General features: G+C 49.2%; 19 protein-coding genes, 12 tRNA genes and 1 pseudogene. 8 read left to right on the top strand and 24 right to left on the bottom strand.

Annotated features, from left to right (window positions below; all coding sequences use genetic code 11):
- Nucleotides 1–6: 6 nt before the first annotated feature.
- Nucleotides 7–252 (top strand): hypothetical protein, encoded by a 246-nt coding sequence (locus tag ACFQNG_RS10625; protein WP_379864902.1) that lies wholly within the window; start codon nt 7–9, stop codon nt 250–252.
- A gap of 175 nt (nt 253–427) precedes the next feature.
- Here ACFQNG_RS10625 and ACFQNG_RS10630 read toward each other — a convergent pair whose 3' ends face one another.
- The 4 genes from ACFQNG_RS10630 to ACFQNG_RS10645 all read right to left on the bottom strand — a co-directional run bounded on the left by ACFQNG_RS10630 (nt 428) and on the right by ACFQNG_RS10645 (nt 3049).
- Nucleotides 428–796 (bottom strand): hypothetical protein, encoded by a 369-nt coding sequence (locus ACFQNG_RS10630; protein WP_379864903.1) that lies wholly within the window; start codon nt 794–796, stop codon nt 428–430.
- A 131-nt stretch (nt 797–927) separates the two neighbouring features.
- Nucleotides 928–1689 (bottom strand): twin-arginine translocase subunit TatC, encoded by a 762-nt coding sequence (gene tatC, locus ACFQNG_RS10635; RefSeq protein WP_379864904.1) that lies wholly within the window; start codon nt 1687–1689, stop codon nt 928–930.
- A 33-nt stretch (nt 1690–1722) separates the two neighbouring features.
- Nucleotides 1723–2388 carry a redox-sensing transcriptional repressor Rex gene (locus ACFQNG_RS10640; protein WP_379864905.1) on the bottom strand — a complete coding sequence of 222 codons (666 nt, stop codon included), beginning with the start codon at nt 2386–2388 and terminating at the stop codon, nt 1723–1725.
- Between the two features lie 88 nt (nt 2389–2476).
- Nucleotides 2477–3049: a 5-formyltetrahydrofolate cyclo-ligase gene (locus ACFQNG_RS10645; protein WP_379864906.1), complete on the bottom strand. Its 573-nt coding sequence runs from the start codon at nt 3047–3049 to the stop codon at nt 2477–2479.
- 150 nt (nt 3050–3199) lie between these two features.
- Here ACFQNG_RS10645 and ACFQNG_RS10650 point away from each other — a divergent pair, with 150 nt between their 5' ends.
- A complete protein-coding gene (locus tag ACFQNG_RS10650) occupies nt 3200–5116 on the top strand; it encodes an ABC-F family ATP-binding cassette domain-containing protein (RefSeq protein WP_379864907.1) in 1917 nt (638 codons plus the stop codon).
- A gap of 29 nt (nt 5117–5145) precedes the next feature.
- Here the strand turns inward: ACFQNG_RS10650 and ACFQNG_RS10655 are convergent, their stop codons facing one another.
- From ACFQNG_RS10655 to ACFQNG_RS10695, 9 genes are all read right to left on the bottom strand, one after another.
- Nucleotides 5146–5394 carry a hypothetical protein gene (locus ACFQNG_RS10655; RefSeq protein ID WP_379864908.1) on the bottom strand — a complete coding sequence of 83 codons (249 nt, stop codon included), beginning with the start codon at nt 5392–5394 and terminating at the stop codon, nt 5146–5148.
- A gap of 348 nt (nt 5395–5742) precedes the next feature.
- Nucleotides 5743–6765 carry a tRNA (adenosine(37)-N6)-threonylcarbamoyltransferase complex transferase subunit TsaD gene (gene tsaD / locus ACFQNG_RS10660; protein ID WP_379864909.1) on the bottom strand — a complete coding sequence of 341 codons (1023 nt, stop codon included), beginning with the start codon at nt 6763–6765 and terminating at the stop codon, nt 5743–5745.
- Nucleotides 6713–7225 (bottom strand): ribosomal protein S18-alanine N-acetyltransferase, encoded by a 513-nt coding sequence (gene rimI, locus ACFQNG_RS10665; RefSeq protein ID WP_379864910.1) that lies wholly within the window; start codon nt 7223–7225, stop codon nt 6713–6715. Before rimI ends, tsaD begins: the two co-directional genes overlap by 53 nt.
- Nucleotides 7209–7943: a tRNA (adenosine(37)-N6)-threonylcarbamoyltransferase complex dimerization subunit type 1 TsaB gene (gene tsaB / locus ACFQNG_RS10670; RefSeq protein WP_379864911.1), complete on the bottom strand. Its 735-nt coding sequence runs from the start codon at nt 7941–7943 to the stop codon at nt 7209–7211. The genes rimI and tsaB overlap by 17 nt, the downstream gene beginning before the upstream one ends.
- Nucleotides 7940–8398, bottom strand: a complete 459-nt coding sequence (gene tsaE, locus ACFQNG_RS10675; RefSeq protein ID WP_379864912.1) for a tRNA (adenosine(37)-N6)-threonylcarbamoyltransferase complex ATPase subunit type 1 TsaE — start codon at nt 8396–8398, stop codon at nt 7940–7942. The genes tsaB and tsaE overlap by 4 nt, the downstream gene beginning before the upstream one ends.
- Nucleotides 8399–8610: 212 nt before the next feature.
- A tRNA-Gly gene (locus ACFQNG_RS10680) sits at nt 8611–8684 on the bottom strand.
- Nucleotides 8685–8707: 23 nt separating this feature from the next.
- Nucleotides 8708–8784 (bottom strand) — tRNA-Pro (locus tag ACFQNG_RS10685).
- An 8-nt stretch (nt 8785–8792) separates the two neighbouring features.
- Nucleotides 8793–8878: transfer RNA gene (locus ACFQNG_RS10690), tRNA-Leu, on the bottom strand.
- 10 nt (nt 8879–8888) lie between these two features.
- A tRNA-Leu gene (locus ACFQNG_RS10695) sits at nt 8889–8972 on the bottom strand.
- A 306-nt stretch (nt 8973–9278) separates the two neighbouring features.
- Here ACFQNG_RS10695 and ACFQNG_RS10700 point away from each other — a divergent pair.
- Nucleotides 9279–10559, top strand: a complete 1281-nt coding sequence (locus ACFQNG_RS10700) for a right-handed parallel beta-helix repeat-containing protein (protein WP_379864913.1) — start codon at nt 9279–9281, stop codon at nt 10557–10559.
- A gap of 707 nt (nt 10560–11266) precedes the next feature.
- Nucleotides 11267–11761, top strand: coding sequence for a hypothetical protein (locus ACFQNG_RS10705; RefSeq protein WP_379864915.1), 495 nt, complete (start codon nt 11267–11269; stop codon nt 11759–11761).
- A gap of 129 nt (nt 11762–11890) precedes the next feature.
- Here the strand turns inward: ACFQNG_RS10705 and ACFQNG_RS10710 are convergent.
- Nucleotides 11891–12361 (bottom strand): annotated as a pseudogene (locus ACFQNG_RS10710) (IS5 family transposase); the annotation flags it as partial.
- A gap of 528 nt (nt 12362–12889) precedes the next feature.
- Between ACFQNG_RS10710 and ACFQNG_RS10715 the strand changes: the two are divergent.
- The 4 genes from ACFQNG_RS10715 (at nt 12890) to ACFQNG_RS10730 (ending at nt 16214) form a co-directional block, all read left to right on the top strand.
- Nucleotides 12890–13381: a DUF4183 domain-containing protein gene (locus ACFQNG_RS10715; protein WP_379864917.1), complete on the top strand. Its 492-nt coding sequence runs from the start codon at nt 12890–12892 to the stop codon at nt 13379–13381.
- 79 nt (nt 13382–13460) lie between these two features.
- The gene (locus ACFQNG_RS10720) at nt 13461–13745 is read left to right on the top strand and encodes a DUF4183 domain-containing protein (RefSeq protein ID WP_379864919.1); all 285 of its coding nucleotides are present in this window, start codon (nt 13461–13463) and stop codon (nt 13743–13745) included.
- Nucleotides 13746–14393: 648 nt separating this feature from the next.
- A complete protein-coding gene (locus tag ACFQNG_RS10725; RefSeq protein WP_379864922.1) occupies nt 14394–14990 on the top strand; it encodes a hypothetical protein in 597 nt (198 codons plus the stop codon).
- Nucleotides 14991–15239: 249 nt separating this feature from the next.
- On the top strand, nt 15240–16214 hold the full coding sequence (locus ACFQNG_RS10730; protein WP_379864924.1) for a glycerophosphodiester phosphodiesterase family protein: 975 nt from the start codon (nt 15240–15242) through the stop codon (nt 16212–16214).
- A gap of 64 nt (nt 16215–16278) precedes the next feature.
- On the opposite strand, the gene ACFQNG_RS10735 is transcribed toward ACFQNG_RS10730, so the two are convergent.
- From ACFQNG_RS10735 to ACFQNG_RS10780, 10 genes are all read right to left on the bottom strand, one after another.
- Nucleotides 16279–16767: an SgrR family transcriptional regulator gene (locus ACFQNG_RS10735; RefSeq protein ID WP_379864979.1), complete on the bottom strand. Its 489-nt coding sequence runs from the start codon at nt 16765–16767 to the stop codon at nt 16279–16281.
- Nucleotides 16768–17055: 288 nt separating this feature from the next.
- Nucleotides 17056–17131 (bottom strand) — tRNA-Lys (locus ACFQNG_RS10740).
- Nucleotides 17132–17143: 12 nt separating this feature from the next.
- Nucleotides 17144–17218, bottom strand: a tRNA-Gln gene (locus ACFQNG_RS10745).
- A gap of 3 nt (nt 17219–17221) precedes the next feature.
- Nucleotides 17222–17297, bottom strand: a tRNA-His gene (locus ACFQNG_RS10750).
- An 11-nt stretch (nt 17298–17308) separates the two neighbouring features.
- Nucleotides 17309–17385: transfer RNA gene (locus ACFQNG_RS10755), tRNA-Asp, on the bottom strand.
- A 15-nt stretch (nt 17386–17400) separates the two neighbouring features.
- Nucleotides 17401–17476 (bottom strand) — tRNA-Val (locus ACFQNG_RS10760).
- A gap of 7 nt (nt 17477–17483) precedes the next feature.
- Nucleotides 17484–17557, bottom strand: a tRNA-Glu gene (locus ACFQNG_RS10765).
- A 15-nt stretch (nt 17558–17572) separates the two neighbouring features.
- Nucleotides 17573–17665: transfer RNA gene (locus ACFQNG_RS10770), tRNA-Ser, on the bottom strand.
- A 4-nt stretch (nt 17666–17669) separates the two neighbouring features.
- Nucleotides 17670–17744 (bottom strand) — tRNA-Asn (locus ACFQNG_RS10775).
- Between the two features lie 203 nt (nt 17745–17947).
- Nucleotides 17948–18649, bottom strand: a complete 702-nt coding sequence (locus ACFQNG_RS10780) for a Bax inhibitor-1/YccA family protein (protein WP_379864927.1) — start codon at nt 18647–18649, stop codon at nt 17948–17950.
- Nucleotides 18650–18789: the final 140 nt, after the last annotated feature.

The raw sequence follows: 18789 nt of genomic DNA on the forward strand, positions 1-18789 counted from the left end.
CCTGACATGGAATCGCAAGCAACGATTGAACAACACTTAAAGCAAGCGTTTTACCATCTGACCACGGCGGTGAACCAAAGCCTGCAGCAAGTGATGCAAAACGAGGATGCCAAACAACGCCTGGGCGCCATGTGGGAAGCGTTCCTCGTGCAATTTTTTGATTATGTGAAAAAACAAGGGAAAATAAACAACCTCGATATGCTCGGTTGGATTCCCAAGACGAAACTGACCAAACTATTTCTATTTAAGTAAACACCGCCCCGCCAGCGGTGTTTTTTTGCCCATTTTTTATGGGCCAATTGCATCATTGCGGCAATAATAATCTGAATATTAAGAAACAAACAGCCGGAACAAAACAAAATACCTCCTTCTCTTCCCTGGCGGGAATGAGAAGGAGGCGCCTTCAATGGAATAAAAAATGGTTTGCTCACTCATGCTCGCGCTTGGGTCGCTCCGGTTGGCTGCCGAATAAGTTCTCATCCATCAAGTTGCCCATATCCCCCATGCCAGGAGTCAACGGAATATTCTTGTCATCCGTTTGCCCGCGATTCTCTGTCGGTTTCCCATTTTGTGCCTTTGGCTTCCGTTTCAAGAATTTCGTCAAATCGATATACTGCCCCATCTGTTCCTTCGTTTGCGCCGCCAGGTTGGACATGGTGACCACCATTCCCTGCTCCTGCGATTTGGCCAACAGGCGGCGGATGGAGGGGGCCAGCAAATAAACCAGTATGCCGATGACCACCAGCCACAAGAGCATGCTACCAGCCCCGCCGCGTTCTTTTCTCCAGTAATTCATGACAAAACCTCCAACATGTTGTCCTCATGTTGAAGTTTGCCCCAAACAACAAAGGTTATGTAAAAAAAGCCGTTGCCGCAGGTGACATCCGGACAAGTCGAGATGGTTCCCGCTCGGCAAACGGCAATTTTTCAAGCCCTGGTTTGGCTCGCTTCCATTTCCTGCTCGGCCTCTTCCCGTTCCATCTTCTTCGCCAGCCATACCGACAACCAGATGCTGATCTCATACAGCACGATCAGTGGAATGGCCACCAAGATATTGCTGGCAAAATCGGGCGGCGTGATGACCGCCGCGATCACCACCATGATGAAGTAGGCATATCGTCTCATCTTCACCAACAACTGAGGGGTGACAAGCCGGATGCGGGTCAGGAACAGGATGATGATCGGAAGCTCGAAAAAAGCACCCAGCGGCAAAATCACGCCAAACAAGAAACTGAAGGTATCCTTCACATTAAATAAGGTGCCCAATTGCATCTGCTTGCTGATCCCCAACAAAAACTCAAGCAGATAAGGAACAATGACAAAATAACCAAACGCAATCCCGAGCAGGAACAACCCAACAGCGACCGGGATGTACAAGAGCGCCGCCCGTTGCTCCCGCGGATGCAGTCCCGGACGGACAAATTGCCAGACATGGTACAAGAGGATGGGTAACGTAATGATGAAGGCCAGCAAAAAAGAGATGTTCATATAAATGCGCAAGCCATCGGTGGGGCCCATGGTATTCAGCTCTTCTTTCGGGATCAGGTCATTCTTGATGTATCCGAATATCTCCATGGAAAACGAAAAGCTCACCACCAAGGCGATGACATAAAACAGCAAACACCAAATGATTCTGCGACGCAACTCACCCAAGTGGTCAGACAGCGGCTGCAACTCATCATTCTTCATCTCAAGACGACTCCCTTGACATAAGATTGCGGGTTACTCTTTCACATCAGGCAGTTCAATGTTCTCTTCATCCGGGAAATTTTTCAGGAAATAAATCAAGGTCTGCAACTCAATCGTCAAATCGATATTATGGATCCGCACTTTGGGCGGCGCGATCAACCGGGCCGGCGTAAAGTTGAGGATCCCGCGAATGCCCGCTTCGAATAAGAAATCGGCCGTCGCTTGGGCCACATTGACCGGAACCGTCAAAATGGCCACTTCCACATTGTGCAACGCGATCACTTCTTGGAGCCGGTCCATCGAATAGACGGGAATCCCGTCGATGTCGGATCCCACTTTGCCCGGATCTTGATCAAACCCGGCCACAATCTTGGTATTATGACTACGATAAAAATTATACCGCAATAAAGCCGTTCCGAGGTTTCCCACACCGATCAAAACAACGTTGGTCACCTCGTCTTGCTTCAAAAAGTCGCGCAAAAACTGGAGCAGATACGTCACATTATAGCCATATCCTTTTTTCCCAAGTTCACCGAGATAAGAGAAGTCCCTCCGGATCGTCGCCGGATCAATCTGCAACGCGTCACTCAAATCGGATGAGGAGACGCGCTGTTTCCCGATCGCGTGCAATTTCTCCAAATATCGATAATACAAAGGCAAACGTTTGGCTGTCACCTGAGGAATCTTTTGTTCAGCCATCTTGTTCCCCTACACCTCCATATTGTGAACTTCCGAACAAAGAGCATGCATGTCCAATCATACCACAAATCATTCATACTTTAAAAAACTATTTCACAAACGACACCACTTGCTGCGAACTGACCAACAGATGAAGGGGTTGGTCATGCGCTTCGGGATAGACCGTCGGCACAATCTGCTCGGGATAAGCCACGCCGATGCGCCAAGCCTTCAGCGGCTGGGCAAACAACCGGTCATAATAGCCTCCGCCATAACCCAACCGGTAACCTTGCAGGTCAAAAGCCACCCCCGGCACAATCACGGCTTCCAGCTCCTCTCCCGCAACGAAGCGCTCCTTGATCGCCGGAGGCTCCAGGATGCCATAGGCTCCCACTTCACAATCGCACAAGGAGTCCACCCGATATCCCCGAAGCTGGCGGCTTGCCCGATCCACTCTGGGCAAGACCACTTGCTTTCCCAGTTGAATAGCTGTCTCCATCGCTTTCCGCACATCCACTTCATTTCGAAATGGCATGTAAAAACAGATCGTGGTAGACTGTTGAAAAACAGGATGTTCAATCAAGTTTCGACAAATTTCTTCTGAACTTTCTTGCATATATTCGGGAGCCAGCCGGTTTCTGCGCTCCAGCTGTCGCTTGCGTAACATTTCTTTGTTGGACATGAGTGCTTCATCCTTCAATTTTATGTTAATCCTCATTATTTTACCAGAAAACATTTCTTCCCGTTCTCCAAAACTTGGCCTCGAACTGATTTGCTCTCACTCCGCGTCTCCATTACACTGGAAAGTGAACGAATGAACGAGGTGACATCCATGCTATTACAAGCTAAACATATCGATAAATCTTTTGGTGGAACCACTGTACTTGAAGATATCCATTTGCAGGTGAACGATCATGAACGTGTTGGACTGATCGGGCCCAATGGCGCAGGCAAATCCACCCTGCTCAAAATCGTGATCGGTGAAACCACCCCGGATCGCGGAGAAATCCAGTTGGCCAAAAAAGCACGCCTGGGTTATCTCGCGCAAAACACTGGCTTACACTCCGAAGAAACCATCTGGAACGAGCTCTTGTCTGTCTTCACCGATCTGTTGGATCTGGAAAAACAGCTGCGCGCCTTGGAACAAGAAATGGGAATGGAACGGGTTTACTCGGATGCCGAGCGCTATCAGAAAACCATAGAACGCTATGCCCAATTGCAGGAAGAATTTGAAGAGAGGGGCGGTTACGCGTTTGAAGCCCGGATTCGCGGCGCATTGCATGGGTTGGGTCTGGGTGGTTTCGACTGGAAGCATACCCGTGTCAATGAGCTGAGCGGAGGGCAAAAAACCCGCATGGCCTTGGCCAAGATGTTATTGGAAGAACCGGACTTGCTCATTTTGGACGAACCGACCAACTATCTCGATATGCAGGCGGTGGCTTGGCTGGAACAAACCTTGAGCAACTACAACGGTTCGCTCCTCATCGTCTCGCACGACCGGTATTTTCTCGACCGCCTGGTCACCGTGATCTATGAATTGGAGCATCACCACCTCACCCGTTATGTGGGGAATTACAGCAAGTACGTGCAATTGAAAGAAGAAAAAAGGCAACTTGATCTCAAACGCTATGAACAGCAACAAGCGGAAATCAAGAAAATGGAAGACTTCATCCAAAAGAACATTTCGCGCGCCTCAACCACCAAACGGGCGCAAAGCCGACGCAAAGCCCTGGAAAAAATGGAGCGCTTGGAACGGCCCGCCAACCACCGCCGTGAAGCGGCCATCCGATTTGAAACAGCGGTGACCAGCGGCAAAGAAGTCCTTGCCGCAAGCGATCTGGCCATCGGTTATGATCAGCCGCTGGTCAGCGGGCTTCGTTTTCAGATAGAGCGGGGCGAGCATATCGCCTTGCTCGGTCCCAATGGCATGGGTAAATCCACCCTCTTGAAAACAATCGCGGGCAAGCTCCCTCCCCTTGCGGGAAACCTTAAATGGGGCGTCCAAGTCGAACTGGATTATTATGACCAAGAACAAAAAGAGTTGCATCCGGAGAAACAGGTGATCGACGAACTTTGGGATGATTACCCCAATTTGGACCAGACGGCGATTCGCACCTACCTGGGACAATTTCTGTTTAGCGGTGAAGATGTGCATAAGCGGGTGGGCGATTTGAGCGGCGGCGAAAAAGCGCGTCTTTCCTTATGCAAACGCCTCCTCAACCAAGCCAATTTCCTCTTGATGGACGAACCGACCAACCATCTGGACATGGTGAGCAAAGAACGGTTGGAAGAGGCTTTGGAAGATTATCCGGGCACCCTGTTGTTTGTCTCCCACGACCGCTACTTCATCAACCGTTTGGCCACAAGGATTTGGGAGTTAACCCCTGATGGGATCAAAGATTATGTAGGCGACTACGAACGGTATCTCGAGAAAAAGGCATTGGAAGCGTTGGAGGAAAAAGAGAAACCGGCAACCGAAGCGGAAACCGTTTCAACTAAACAAGCGGAAGTGTACCGCCAGCGCGAAAAAGAGGAGAAACGACAGCGCAAGAAACGACAGCAGCTGGTTGAACAATTGGAACGGGAAATCGCGCAATGCGAGGAGAAAATCGCCGCCATTCACGACGAACTCTGCAAACCGGAAGTCTTCAGTGATCCCGACAAAAGCGCCTCCCTGCAACAAGAGCTGCAGACGCTGGAAGCGGAGCTTGCCCAAAAAACCGATGAGTGGGCGGAGTGGGCCGAATAAGCCTATGTCCCCGCCTCATGGAACAGGTGTCAACCGGCATCTGTTCCTTTGGTAATTTCCCCGCATGAACCTGCAACAATCGCATGATTTGCCTTTGTTTTTGCAGTAACCGTTGCGCTTCGTTCAGCGGGACGACCTGAAAGCGAAGACGGCCGCCCGGCAATGCTTGGGCGCTTCGGGATAAATCCAACGTTCCAAACCTGATCATGAAGCCGGTGGGAACTTTCTTTGCCCCATTCGAGCCACAAAGCCTGATCACCCAACAAACGCACCTGCATGGAAACCCAACTCTTTTCTTAAACACGTTTTTCATTAATAATCATCGATATATTCTTTTTATTTATGATACACGAAAACAGGTCCTAAATGAATCGTTGGCGCAAAGAACTTCTATCTTACCTTTAGAAAAAGAAATAACCCTTAAAAAATGAAAGAGGTCACAGTTACATGTCTGTGACCTCCTTTCATGATGTTTACCCGGCGATTGCATCCTTGTCCACAACTATTCACAAGTTATTCACAGCAAAGTCACAACTCACTCACAGTTATGCGTTTATCCACAAGGTTATCCACAGGTTGCCCACAAATAAGCTACCGCCCAAACGATAGCTTCTCTTCTGTCTACTTCATTTAATCAGCGCCAGATTGGCGTCGGCATTGAGACTCAAATCGGCGAACTGCCCATCCAAAAACTGATATGTCCCCGCCGCCGCAATCATCGCGGCATTGTCCGTGCATAACTCCAGCGGCGGAATCGCCAACCGGATCCCTTCTTCCTTGCAACGTTCCAAGAGCCGAATCCGCAGTCCGCTGTTGGCCGACACCCCGCCAGCCAACACCAGTTGCCCAACACCCGTTTCTTTCACCGCGCGAATCGACTTCTCCACCAGCACATCCAAGACCGCGGTCTGGAAACTGGCCGCCAAATCGACATAGCGGATCTCTTCTTTGCGTTGGTTTGCATTATGCACCAGATTCATCACCGCCGACTTTAACCCGCTGAAGCTGAAGTCAAACGATTCCGGCTCCAACCAGGCCCGCGGCAACTCATAGCTCGGCTCTCCCTGCATGGCCAAACGGTCGATATGCGGACCGCCCGGATAGGGCAACTTCATCAGGCGCGCCACTTTGTCAAAAGCTTCCCCCGCGGCGTCATCCCTGGTTTTGCCCAGACGCCGGAACTGATTATGGCGTTCCATGTAGATCAATTCCGTATGCCCGCCCGAGACGACAAGGGAGACGAGCGGAAACGTGAGCGGTTCCACCAAATGGTTGGCATAGATGTGCCCCGCAATATGATGGACCGGGACCAGCGGTTTCCCCGTCGCATAAGCCAACGCTTTGGCCGCCGCCACCCCGATGAGCAAGGCGCCGACCAAACCGGGGCCCTGCGTCACGGCAATGGCATCGATGTCTTCCATCTCCACTTGCGCCTCTTCCAACGCCTTTTGGATAATCAGGGTAATCCGTTCAACATGGCGCCGCGAAGCCACTTCCGGCACCACCCCGCCGAACTTCTTATGCACGTCCATCTGCGACGAGATCACATTGGACAGACATTCCGTCCCCCCGTGCACCACAGAGGCCGACGTCTCGTCACAACTCGTTTCGATTCCCAATATGAGAAGTTCGCTGTTCTTCTTGTTCATGTAATGTCACCCACATGATAAAGGCATCTTCTTTATTATCGGTATAATACTCTTTTCTCAATCCAGAACGGACAAAGCCCAAATGTTCATACAGTCTCTGGGCCACATGGTTGGAGACTCGCACTTCCAATGTCATCGAAGCGGCTCCCAACTCCCGCGCCAACTGCATCACATGAAGCAAAATCGCTTTCCCCAATCCTCGCCCACGGTAATCCGGATGAATCGCCACATTGGTGATGTGCGCTTCATCCAAAATCAGCCAAAATCCGCAGTATCCCGCAATCTCTCCGTCAACCGACACCACTGTATAGTGGGCAAACTGATTGAGCACCAACTCGTTATAAAAAGCTTTTCTTGGCCAAGGTGTGGGAAAAGAGAGGTTTTCCACTTCTTCGATGCGCGTCAGGTCCACCAACTCCATCGGGCGAAAAGTGACGGTGCCCTCATGCTTTCTGCTCATTGGTCTCTGCCTTTCCTTGCTTTTTTAACCAATTGGCTTCCGCTTCGGTGATCTGGAGATAATTCGGCGTGAAATCGGCATGTTCGGGCGGTTGATGCGCGCGCCATTTCTGGCCGCACAACCAAGCCAGTTGAGCGGCGCGCGGGACATGGTCAGCCGGGTTGCCAAATTCCGCGCGGTCGCCCAAGACACCCACGATCCCCTCATGGAACTTGGCTACATCATCCCCCAAGAACAAGACCGGCTCATCCCGCTCCCGCAATCGGTCAAGCAAGGTGGCCACCTCCATCACTTGCTGGGGCAGCACTTCCGCCAAGCCGCCCTGTTCCCGCTTGTACACGCCCGTATAAGCCCGCGCCCTTCTCGCATCAAACATCGGCACGATCAAGCCCGGGAAGGGCCGCCCATTCATCGCCAGCACCGTCAAGCTGGATTCGCTGTAAAGCGGCAACTTTCTCGCCCAGGCCATCGTCTTCGCCGTGGTCACGCCAATGCGGATGCCCGTGTAAGACCCCGGACCCGACGTGACGGCCAACGCGCCGATCTCTTCGAGCGACAAATCGAGATCGGTGAGCAACTGGTCCAAGGCGGGCATCAACCGGACCGAGTGGTTTTTGTGCAGATTGGTCGTCAGTTCGCCCAGCACCCGATTCTCTTCCGCATCATAAACGGCCACACCCAACACCAACGTGGATGTATCCATGGCTAATAACTTCATCCGATCCCCAACTCCTTACAGATCGACTCCCACCGCGAATGCCCTGCATAAAACGCAATCTCCCTCGTCCCGTCTCCGCGCACGGAGAATCGCAACCACAGCGTTTCTTCAGGCAGCCACGCTTCCACCCGCGACGCCCACTCGACCAAACAAATGCCATCACCATAAAAATATTCCTCAAGTCCCAACTCTTCAAAACCATCCAAGCGATACACATCCATATGATAGAGCGGAAGCGTCCCCTCATATTCTTTAATTATCGTAAAGGTGGGGCTGTCCACTTCTTCTTCGATCGCGAGTCCTTCCGCAATCCCTTTGGCAAACGTGGTTTTCCCGGCACCCAAGTCTCCTTCGAGCGCCAACACATCGCCCGTGCCGAGCAAGGTCACCAGCTTGAGCGCCACCGCTCTGGTCTCTTGTTCACTTGCCGTTGTCAGTACGCACACCTTTTCCATACGATCACCCAAACTTCAGAAATTGGCTCACTCACATCACTTCGGTAAGGACGTCCCATTCCCTGCGCGAAACGGAACCGCTTCAACCAGCCATACAAACGAACGCATTCGCCCGCATCCCATCCATCTCTTCACAGCTTTTCCTTCCCTGCCGGGAAGCTATACAATAAACAAAGGACCGCAGCCTGTGCCACGGTCCCTCATAAGTGCATTGGAGCGGGTGAAGGGAATCGAACCCTCGCATTCGGCTTGGAAGGCCGATGTTCTACCACTGAACTACACCCGCATACGTTATTGCGCTGATTCACTTGGTCGGGGTGACAGGATTTGAACCTGCGACCTCCTCGTCCCGAACGAGGCGCTCTACCAAGCTGAGCCACACCCCGTAATAAAATGGTGCGGTCGGCGAGACTCGAACTCGCACGGTCAGGGACCACTACCCCCTCAAGATAGCGTGTCTGCCAGTTCCACCACGACCGCATGCTCTATATGGTGCGGGTGGAGGGACTTGAACCCCCACGCCAGAGGCGCTAGAACCTAAATCTAGTGCGTCTGCCAATTCCGCCACACCCGCTTATTGTAACATCAAACTGAGGATTTTTCAACTGCGTCTCATATCGACAAGAATTAATTTAACACGTAGCGCGGTGGTTGTCAACAAAAAAATGAGAGCGGCCATATTCTTTGTTTGAAGCAAAGTTCTCGCTCTATCCTACCGACTTAACCCCTTCATTTGGCGTTCCCTTTCCCATCTGCGCAGATGGCTCATTTCGATATGGAACTCAAAGTTTATTTATCAAGGCAAAGATATTTATCTAATCAATTCAATTCGACTCAAAATACAATAATATGAAATACCTTCAAAAGGAGTGAAAACCATATGGCCAATGAATGGAGAGTTCCGGGTGATTTCGCGACAATCAACACCGCTTTGGCGAGCCCAATGGTTCAAGATTACGACACCATCCGTGTCGCTCCCGGTTTGTACACGAATGCCAGCGAGTTGGGGCCCATTATCATAACGAAAATGGTGCAACTTCTCGGCGCGCAGGCGGGGGTGGATGCCAGGACCCGTTCAGGGGATCCGTCCCAGGAATCCGTGATCGAAATTGTGGACCCTAACGGCAGCGTTCAGATAAACCAGAATCATGTCGTTTTTGACGGGTTCACCGTGCGGAATAATACGGTTGGGTTTGGAGTGACCACATCGAACGCTTTTTCCGGTTACTGGATCTTTAACAACATCATCCGCAACAACGAGGGTGGACTGTATTTCAATAACGATACCACCGTCAACAATACCATTTCGCAAGCGAAATTCAATTTTTTCGATGCCAATAACGGTCCCGGAGGCGCCGGGGGAAACGGAATTTATACCGATCTGGGTTCGATCAATGTGTTCATCGAGAGCAACAGATTTACCGGACATGATCCCGCCGCTTCGATCAACTTTGCCGCGCCTGCTTCCCTGTCCCAAAGAAACATCATCATCTCCAACAATGAGATGATCACCGATAACTCCATTGCCCTTACCAATACGACCAATGTCAAGATTACAGGAAATCGAATGACCAACACGCAGGGAAGCGCGATTTTTATAGCTGGGGGAAATAATTTAACGGAAATCGAAAGAAATGTTTTGCACAACAGCATCAGCAATGGAATCTATGTAAACACGATTTTCTCGGGGACACCCAATGCGAACATTCGGGCGAAAAACAACAGCATCCAAGGAAATGCCAGTGCGGGGCTGCGCATTGACCCGGGCGCTTATACCATCACGCCAAGAAGATTGGATGCCACCAACAATTGGTGGGGAAGCCCCACCGGGCCCACAAACCCCTTAAATCCGGGCGGAACCGGGGACGCTGTGGTTGATCCTGACAACGTATCGGAGTTTATCCCGTTTTTACTCCAAGACCCGATCGGCCCGACCTGCCAAGAGTTACTTGCCGCATGCCGCCTTGAAGTTGCCACATTGCAAAGGCTGCTTGCCGCTGACCGCACTGACCTTGGCAGAACGCAAAGAGCGCTCGATGCCTGTCGCCATCAACTTGCTGATGCCCTGTGCAGATTAAAGGAGTGTTGCTGCAGACTGGAGAATGCCCGGAAAAAGATCTGTTGTCTTCGAAGCAAGCATGGGAATTTTTTTGAAAGGTGAACGTGAATTCAGTAAAAAGGGCCTTGGCAACTGGTTCTTTTACTTATCGATATAAAAGAAACGCGGTTTGTTCCCTCTGTTTTGCTCCATGAAAAAGGGGCTTTTTTGTTTAAAAACAGACAATTTTTGATCCCGATGATTCTCTGGTTCAATCTGTATCCTTTGACTATTGGTCACTCTAAACAACATGATGATCGCCCACCCCAAAACTCCTACGGATGGGCAATCATAATATTTTTTATAGCCGAGAGATGGTTGATTTGGAAAAGTACAGTAAAAACCTGTTTCACGATCTATTTTTTTGCAATTTATATAATTATCAGATTATATGTTTTATACTAATATTGTTACCGCAATGCATGTTCTTTATTCGAAGAACACCGCAATTAAAAATTAACTGATGGAGGTGTTTGTAGTGGGGTAAACTACTAAAAATTATCTTCATTCGGTTCGGTAAGCCCGATGCCTGTCATGGTTGTGGCGGTACTGATCTGAAGAAAGCAGCGAACGGAAAGTGGATTTGTCGAGACTGCGACTATGTACACGGTGATTAATCAACGAGTGTAATGTTAAAAAAATTCGAAATATAATCAATAGAGACGATTTAAGTCTCCATTTTCTTTTGAGGGGTGACACAATGAATCCAATCGAAGCCTTTCTTAAAGGAAAAACCAGCCTTATACGATAACACAAAAAGAAGGAGTTTTGTGGAAATTTTGCCAAAATTATCAGCGAATTATACGTATCTGACAGAAGACATTGCGATCTTTGAGGGTTCATATTTCTATTTGTTTTTTCAAAACAACTCAATCAAAAAGGCATTTTTACTTGAAAGAGATGAAGCACCTGCAAAATCGCCCCAGTTTCACAGGGCGTTGGGTCATGCACTTGGTTTTCCTCCAAAAGCCGTTGCGCACTACGCATCCATTGTCGAATTGCAAGAAAACGGACACGACCCCGTACGTCTGGAAGAAATGAAAGCCAAACGTATCGGTCTCCAATACTGCGGTATTCATTGTTCATCAAGCATGGATCATTTGGAAGAAAATGTCCTGTGGCTCTGGGAACGATACGAGTATGATGGGTTGCTTCACATTCGAGTTGAAACCGCTCTATTACCTGTTAAGTATGGTGATTTGCGTGAAGTGCGAGCAATCGCTCAGTCGCTTACTGTACATACCCCTACAGCCAAAATCGGTTAGGCAATGTCTTCTTGTACCAACTGTTTAGCTCCTGGAAGGGGCTTTTTTTGTTAGCCTAATCTTAAAAGCAGCCTATCCACACTCCATGCGTTAATCAATCTACGATCACAAGTTATTCTTGTCTAGAAGTTATTTCAAAAGTCGGTCAACACACCACAAAATGGGCGCAAGTAGGCAAAACGTTAAATAAATCACATCTCGACGTTCGTAACGCACAACTAAACGTCGGTAATTATCCACCCATGCAAAACAACGCTCAATTTTCCAGCGGTGTCGGTAGCTTGCACTCAGTTTGATAGGACGACCACGCTTAGGCGAGCGTCGTTTTCGACGCTCGAAAGTGGGAATACAGATTTTAATTCCACGACTTCTTAACCAAGTCCGGAAAGCACGACTATCATAGGCTTTGTCAGCAATCAATTCTTTTGGACGGTTTTTAGGACGGCCTCTTTTTTGGGGGACGGAAATGGATTCCATTGTCATCTGGGCGAGCTTACTTTCATGAGGTTGAGCACTTGTTACACAAACTTCTATAAGCAAACCGTTCTCGTCTGCCACAACCATAACTTTGGAGCCTTTCCCCGACTTGGTTTTGCCTACATGAGACCCCCTTTTTTTGACGGTACGAAGCTACCGTCGAGGAAGGCTTGAGCCCACTCTATTTTTGATTGTGTGTCTAATTGTGAAAGAAGGGCTCGCCAAATGTATGCCAAGGAGTAAGTAGGGGGACATGTCCCCCTGCTGGCCGATCATAGGCGAAGGCCACTGCCCATCATTATAGCTATTACTGAAGCGCAAGAATGAATATGAACGTGTCATCCCCGAGTTTCCTGTATAAACACGAAATGATTTGAGTTTTTTATATGGCGTCTCAAGTCATTTTTCCATTCCTTGGACAAATAGCGACAAAATGACCGGATGCTACATCTACCCATATTTGACCTGAAACGAAATTGCCCCGGAGAGCTAATATTTCGGCTATCGTCGCAGTCATCTGGTATCTCTGAATACAGGGGTGTAGGTCGTTGGAAATGGTTAAATCAGCACATTTTTCCTATTTGTACCTTTCAAATCGACTCCATGCTCAATATTTATAATGTATGAATTTTTCAAAAGGAGGGGGTTGATATGCCTCCAAAACATCGGAAAACGTTAAAATGTAGAAAGAATAAAAGAAAAAAATACATCATAAGAAAATATATAATAGTAAAAAAATACAAATTGAAAGAATGTCGAAATCGATGTCCAAATCCCTGCATTCCCCCAATGCTCTGTATTCCCCCAAATCCTTGTTGTCCATGCAATAATATCGAAATTGAAGCTACTGCTATGAGGTTTTTTCTGATTCCAACCTCAAATCTAACAACCCCTATCACAATTCCAGCAGATCAATTTGTAGATGATAATGGAAATAATATATCCAGTTTCCCGAATTTAGATGAAAATAGCATAGTTAATTTTTATATCAATGGGATAATGCAACCGAGCAGTTTATACAAGGTAACTCCAAATAGCTTGACCATTAATTCTACAGGAGACACTATTTATTCCGGAACCTCACTTATATTAGAAACAGTTCAACTATCTTCCAACCTAATTCCGTCAAAAATGTATAAATAAACTGGCTCATGAGCACTTTCACTTTTTCTATTTGTAGCATATTAATATAAATATATAAAAGAAAGAAGGTGGAACTAACATGCCTATTGTTAGACCCTTTGTAGGTAGCAGGAAGTTTTCTTCTACAGCAGGTGCCGGAACAGGTACAGGCGCTACATTTGCGATTGCCGCTACAACTTTTACCGATGACACTGGTGCAGCCGCTACAGCATTTCCAGCATTATTTTCAGCTTACGTTCTTTATATTAATGGAATACCTCAGACAGGGGACGTTTCAACTGTTACAACCACTGCCATTACCATTCCAGGTGGCGATCTACTCGACCCGGCGACCCCGATTTTAGTTGAGTTTATTGTAACTTAGATTTTTTATAAAAATTCGATGGTTTTCACTTCTTCTCCGCTAGATGCCGTTGCGATTCTGGTGGAGTTTTTCTTTAATTAGAGCTCCGTTCCCATATGAACTTTGGCCCTCTTCGCGTTGAAAGCCTCGTATCCTATGTACTTTCACCTACAAAACTAACAAGAAACTCGCCCGTTTTCCTGTCAATCTGGTTGCAATACCTATCCATCGATAGCGAGCAACGAATAAATTGATCCTGATCATTACATTGAGTCGAGGTGAGCGAATTGAAGAGAAAACGAAAATGGGAACGCTTCTGCAACTTCAAACCAAAAAAGTGCCGTGAAGTCATCGTGGATGAATGCGCCGTTTTCCCTGGACCTCCTGGACCTCGAGGAATACAAGAACCCCGAGGATTCCAAGGGCCTCAGGGTCCTCAAGGACCAAGCCGGACCCCAAGGACCTACTGGACTCATCAAGCTCGCTGATCTTCCATAAGGCCATAGCGCTTTGTTATTTCAAAAACCCATTCGTTTAGAGATCATTTCACCTGGACAAGAGCCTAGCTTGATCGGTAAAAATCCATGAAACTGTAATGGAAAGTTCCCGCACGCCCATATACAATGAATGTTGTTGTAAAAAAGGCTTTCGGCGGAAAGGGGGATTCCCTTGCAGTGGAATCATGACATATTACTCATTCTCGGCGGATTGGTCTTGATCGCGCTCATCTTGGTCCTCTCGACCAAAAAGCGCGAAGAAACGCCAAAGGGGCAAGAACCGGAAAAGGGCCCGCTATACCACCTGACTCTCGAAGAGCGTGAAAATCAGGAACACAGCCCCACGCTGACATTCCGCTTGTCCCATGCCCAATCGCTCCCGTTTAGCATGGAGCGCATTCATGTGCGGATACATAATGGAACATCGGCATACCAACGGGAATGGGCGTGTAGCCAACCAGTGGACGCGGGCGAAACATTTTGTTTCACCTTCCCGTTTCATGTAGCGCACCACCATCTGCAACAGCAAGGGCGCATCAACCCGGGCGATCGCTTGCGCATGGAGCTCACCTTTATGATTGGGGACCAAGAGCAAGCCACCTTCGCCTATCAACTTGAATCGATCGCTTTGGCATGGGTGTCCCACGAATTGTTGCACCAGTTCCGCGTAAGCGGTGATGCCGACGGTAGCGAAGGCGCGGCCACGCTGTTTGCCACACCCGACCATAACCATGTGGTGCAGCATCATATTCAACACCATTATTTATAGGCAACGCTTCCCCATGCACGGTATATTGATTTGAAGTGACGATCCGAAGGCAAAAAGCAGCTGGCATTGGCCCGGCCGCTTTTTTCTTTGCCCTGCCATTCCCCTTATCAAAAAAGGGGACACCGATCAGAAAAAAAGGATCTTTTTATCCATCCCTCCGCAAGTAAAATGGGTGTTGGAACGGATGTTGGCATCCGTTCCAACACCCAGGAATCAACTGAATTTGCTTCCCGATGGAGGGTTGACAAGATGAAACGACTATTCAAACGCAAGCGGTTCTGGGTCATTCTCGCCCTGCTCGCATTCGTGTATCTTAACAATAGCTCTCTCTTGGTCCAGCCGCCCGATGACAAGCCATGGCTAATGGCCCACCGCGGACTTGGCCAAACGTTTCATATGGAAGGCCTGACCAATGACACGTGCACAGCGGAACGGATCTATCCGCCTGAACATCCCTATCTGGAGAACACATTGCCGTCCATGCGCGCCGCCTTTGCGGCAGGGGCCGACATGGTGGAGCTGGATGTCCATATCACCAAGGATAACCAGTTCGCCGTCTTTCATGACTGGACACTCGATTGCCGCACCAATGGCACCGGTGTGACGCGTGATCATACCTTGGCCGAATTGAAAAAGCTGGACATCGGGTATGGGTACACTGCTGATGGCGGCAAAACCTTTCCGTTCCGCGGCAAGGGAGTGGGACTCATGCCATCGCTTGATGAAGTGTTGTCAGCTTTTCCCGATCGATCGTTGCTCATCCATGTGAAAAGCAATGACCCCGATGAAGGGACCAAACTGGCGCAGAGGCTAGCTTCCTTGCCCGCTGACCGCCTGCATCTCATCACGGTTTACGGTGGGAATGAGCCCATCGCGGCACTGGAGAAACAACTTCCCCAGCTGCGCACCATGTCCGTAGATTCAATGAAGGCCTGCCTGCTCCCCTACATCGCCATCGGCTGGACAGGCATCGTCCCCGAAGCCTGCAAACACACCCAACTTCAAATCCCGGAAAATGTGGCACCATGGCTCTGGGGTTGGCCCCACCGTTTTCTCAGCCGCATGGATCAGGTCGACACCCGCACGATCCTGGTGATTGATGGCGGCGGCTTTTCCAGCGGCTTTGATACGGCCGAAGACCTCAAACGACTGCCTGACGGCTATTCCGGCGGTATCTGGACCAACCGCATCGATCGCATCGCCCCTCTCATCAACCGGGAATAACCCGCTAACAAACGCAAATGACCAACCCGGCCTCTTCGGAGAAGCCGGGTTCCTCTTCAAGTCGCTATTTATCTCGCTTGCGCCCCTGCCCCCCGTCCACAAAAAACCATCTTCCCGTACTCGTCGAGATGATGGCCGGAGTAATGGCCGCTGGCCGATTTCGGTTCAACTGATCCATTTCGCTCACGTCGATTCGGGGGAAACTCAGTTCTCTCAGCACATATTTGTAACATCGCTCACGCACATGGCCGGGGATGCCCTCCCGTTTGAGCCAACGAATCGCTTGCCTGTACTCCCCGCGATCCACCAAAGCATGGATATGCGATGGGAGCATTTCCTCCAATGACTTCCTGAACAACAACTTGGATCGATTTCCGCGCCCTCCACCCGGTTTCCAATAAATCAGCCCTTCATCCTCCATGTTTTTCAAAATCCGTTTCACATTGCGTGTGGAACAATAGAGGATGTTCGCCAATTCATCCAAGCTGACATAGATCGAATGGTGGTTGGCGACCGACCGCAATCTGTACCGCAGCTCCATGAAATGTTCCATCGTTTTCACATGAATCACCTGACATCTTGTGTCTTCCATTCACTCGCTTTTTTCCGGGCTAAAAACGTGGCTGTCAATCCACCATCCTATTTATTATGCCATATCGGAGCGACAGAAAATCGACGGATTCCCCAGTTCTAAAAAACGCCCCACCGGTTGGCGTCATCCCAACAGTGAGGCGTTTTAAGATATAAAAAAAACGGCGTTCTCTAACTGAACCCCAGTCCTCTATGCAATCAAAGCGAGTCTGCCACACTTGTCATCCTCGCTACACTTCACGATTCAATTTGGTGAGCCATGAAGGACTCGAACCTTCGACACCCTGATTAAAAGTCAGGTGCTCTACCAACTGAGCTAATGGCTCATAAAAGTAAATTGGCTGGGGAAGTAGGGTTCGAACCTACGCATCACGGAGTCAAAGTCCGTTGCCTTACCACTTGGCTATTCCCCAGCGTGGGGCGACCGGAGGGAATCGAACCCTCGAATGCCGGAGCCACAATCCGGTGCGTTAACCACTTCGCCACGGCCGCCAAGAAGAAAATGGCGGAGCTGACGGGATTCGAACCCGCGATCTCCTGCGTGACAGGCAGGCATGTTAGGCCTCTACACCACAGCTCCGCAATATGAAGTTCATGGTGGACGCTGACGGGATCGAACCGCCGACCCTCTGCTTGTAAGGCAGATGCTCTCCCAGCTGAGCTAAGCGTCCATGATAGTGACCCGTAGGGGATTCGAACCCCTGCATGCCAGCGTGAAAGGCTGGTGTGTTAAACCGCTTCACCAACGGGCCATATAGGCATGATAATGGCGGAGAGAGAGGGATTCGAACCCTCGCGGGGCTTTATAGCCCCCTAACGGTTTAGCAAACCGTCCTCTTCGGCCTCTTGAGTATCTCTCCGCGTTGGCTCCTCAGGTAGGACTCGAACCTACAACCTACCGGTTAACAGCCGGTTGCTCTGCCATTGAGCTACTGAGGAATATTTTAAAATTATCAGCGACGCTTTTTATTTTAGCACGCTTGATTTCATTTTGCAAGAACTTCTTATGCCGAATTGCTTTTTTTCTTTTTGTCACCGCATCGGGAGCAGTGACAATTAATAATTTAGCATGGAGATGAATCGGAGTCAAGAACTTTTTCATCAAAAAATCCCTCCGCGCTGGCGAAGGGATTTTTGGCATATCAGTCATCGTTCAGGATGGTGAGCAAGTTTCTGAAGATCATGATGAAGTCGATGTACAGCATCAACGCACCATAGATCGCGTACTTGTTCAAGGTTTCCTCATCCAGGTTCATTTGGCTCATATGCTTGATGTTCTGCATGTCAAAGGCGGTGACGATCGTAAACAGGATCACCATCGCATAGGAAATGATGAGTTCGATCATTCCGCTCTTCAGGAAGAAGATGTTCACCAGCGACGCCAAGATCAGGCCCAACACCAGCATCAATGCGAAGAAGCCGATGCGCGACAGGTCCATTTTGGTGGTATAGCCGATCAACGCGCTGATTCCGAACATGCCTGCCGTGATGAAGAAGGCCCCGGCAATCGAATCCAAGCTAAAGAAAACCATTAACACGGAGAAGCTGACGCCGGTCACGGCCGCGTACAGGAAAAAAGCAATGTTGGCCACAAATGAGTTAATGCGGTTGATCAAGGCCGACAAGCCGAAGACGAGAACCAGTTGCACAACCCAGATGCCCCAGAACACGCCGGAATTTTGCAAGAGCGCTTGCACAACTTCTTGATTTGTTCCCAGAACGTACGCGATGATTGCGGTCATGGTCAAACCCAAAAACATCAAGAAAAATACGCGAGACAGCATGGAATTGGTGCGCGTGGCAACAGCGCTGTTCGCTCCATTATTGAATTGTGATTGATTCATTTTGAACGTTCCCCTCCGAACATTCTTTTTATTTTGGATAAGTGTTTGCCCCTCGGATTGAGGAGCTCTTCTCAGCCTAAGTATAACAAAAGCATTTTCACTTGCGAAGGGGAACTGTCCGTGCGTAAGCGGTTACAACC

Origin of the sequence: Laceyella putida (assembly GCF_042665195.1) — a bacterium.
GTDB classification, from domain to species: Bacteria; Bacillota; Bacilli; order Thermoactinomycetales; family Thermoactinomycetaceae; genus Laceyella; species Laceyella putida.

What these genes read in the sequence shown, in the direction of transcription:
- ACFQNG_RS10625 (WP_379864902.1), top strand. Translation starts at nt 7, where the DNA reads ATGGAATCGCAAGCAACGATTGAACAACACTTAAAGCAAGCGTTTTAC.
- ACFQNG_RS10630 (WP_379864903.1), bottom strand. Translation starts at nt 796, where the DNA reads ATGAATTACTGGAGAAAAGAACGCGGCGGGGCTGGTAGCATGCTCTTG.
- tatC (WP_379864904.1), bottom strand. Translation starts at nt 1,689, where the DNA reads ATGAAGAATGATGAGTTGCAGCCGCTGTCTGACCACTTGGGTGAGTTG.
- ACFQNG_RS10640 (WP_379864905.1), bottom strand. Translation starts at nt 2,388, where the DNA reads ATGGCTGAACAAAAGATTCCTCAGGTGACAGCCAAACGTTTGCCTTTG.
- ACFQNG_RS10645 (WP_379864906.1), bottom strand. Translation starts at nt 3,049, where the DNA reads ATGTCCAACAAAGAAATGTTACGCAAGCGACAGCTGGAGCGCAGAAAC.
- ACFQNG_RS10650 (WP_379864907.1), top strand. Translation starts at nt 3,200, where the DNA reads ATGCTATTACAAGCTAAACATATCGATAAATCTTTTGGTGGAACCACT.
- ACFQNG_RS10655 (WP_379864908.1), bottom strand. Translation starts at nt 5,394, where the DNA reads ATGCAGGTGCGTTTGTTGGGTGATCAGGCTTTGTGGCTCGAATGGGGC.
- tsaD (WP_379864909.1), bottom strand. Translation starts at nt 6,765, where the DNA reads ATGAACAAGAAGAACAGCGAACTTCTCATATTGGGAATCGAAACGAGT.
- rimI (WP_379864910.1), bottom strand. Translation starts at nt 7,225, where the DNA reads ATGAGCAGAAAGCATGAGGGCACCGTCACTTTTCGCCCGATGGAGTTG.
- tsaB (WP_379864911.1), bottom strand. Translation starts at nt 7,943, where the DNA reads ATGAAGTTATTAGCCATGGATACATCCACGTTGGTGTTGGGTGTGGCC.
- tsaE (WP_379864912.1), bottom strand. Translation starts at nt 8,398, where the DNA reads ATGGAAAAGGTGTGCGTACTGACAACGGCAAGTGAACAAGAGACCAGA.
- ACFQNG_RS10700 (WP_379864913.1), top strand. Translation starts at nt 9,279, where the DNA reads ATGGCCAATGAATGGAGAGTTCCGGGTGATTTCGCGACAATCAACACC.
- ACFQNG_RS10715 (WP_379864917.1), top strand. Translation starts at nt 12,890, where the DNA reads ATGCCTCCAAAACATCGGAAAACGTTAAAATGTAGAAAGAATAAAAGA.
- ACFQNG_RS10720 (WP_379864919.1), top strand. Translation starts at nt 13,461, where the DNA reads ATGCCTATTGTTAGACCCTTTGTAGGTAGCAGGAAGTTTTCTTCTACA.
- ACFQNG_RS10730 (WP_379864924.1), top strand. Translation starts at nt 15,240, where the DNA reads ATGAAACGACTATTCAAACGCAAGCGGTTCTGGGTCATTCTCGCCCTG.
- ACFQNG_RS10735 (WP_379864979.1), bottom strand. Translation starts at nt 16,767, where the DNA reads ATGGAACATTTCATGGAGCTGCGGTACAGATTGCGGTCGGTCGCCAAC.
- ACFQNG_RS10780 (WP_379864927.1), bottom strand. Translation starts at nt 18,649, where the DNA reads ATGAATCAATCACAATTCAATAATGGAGCGAACAGCGCTGTTGCCACG.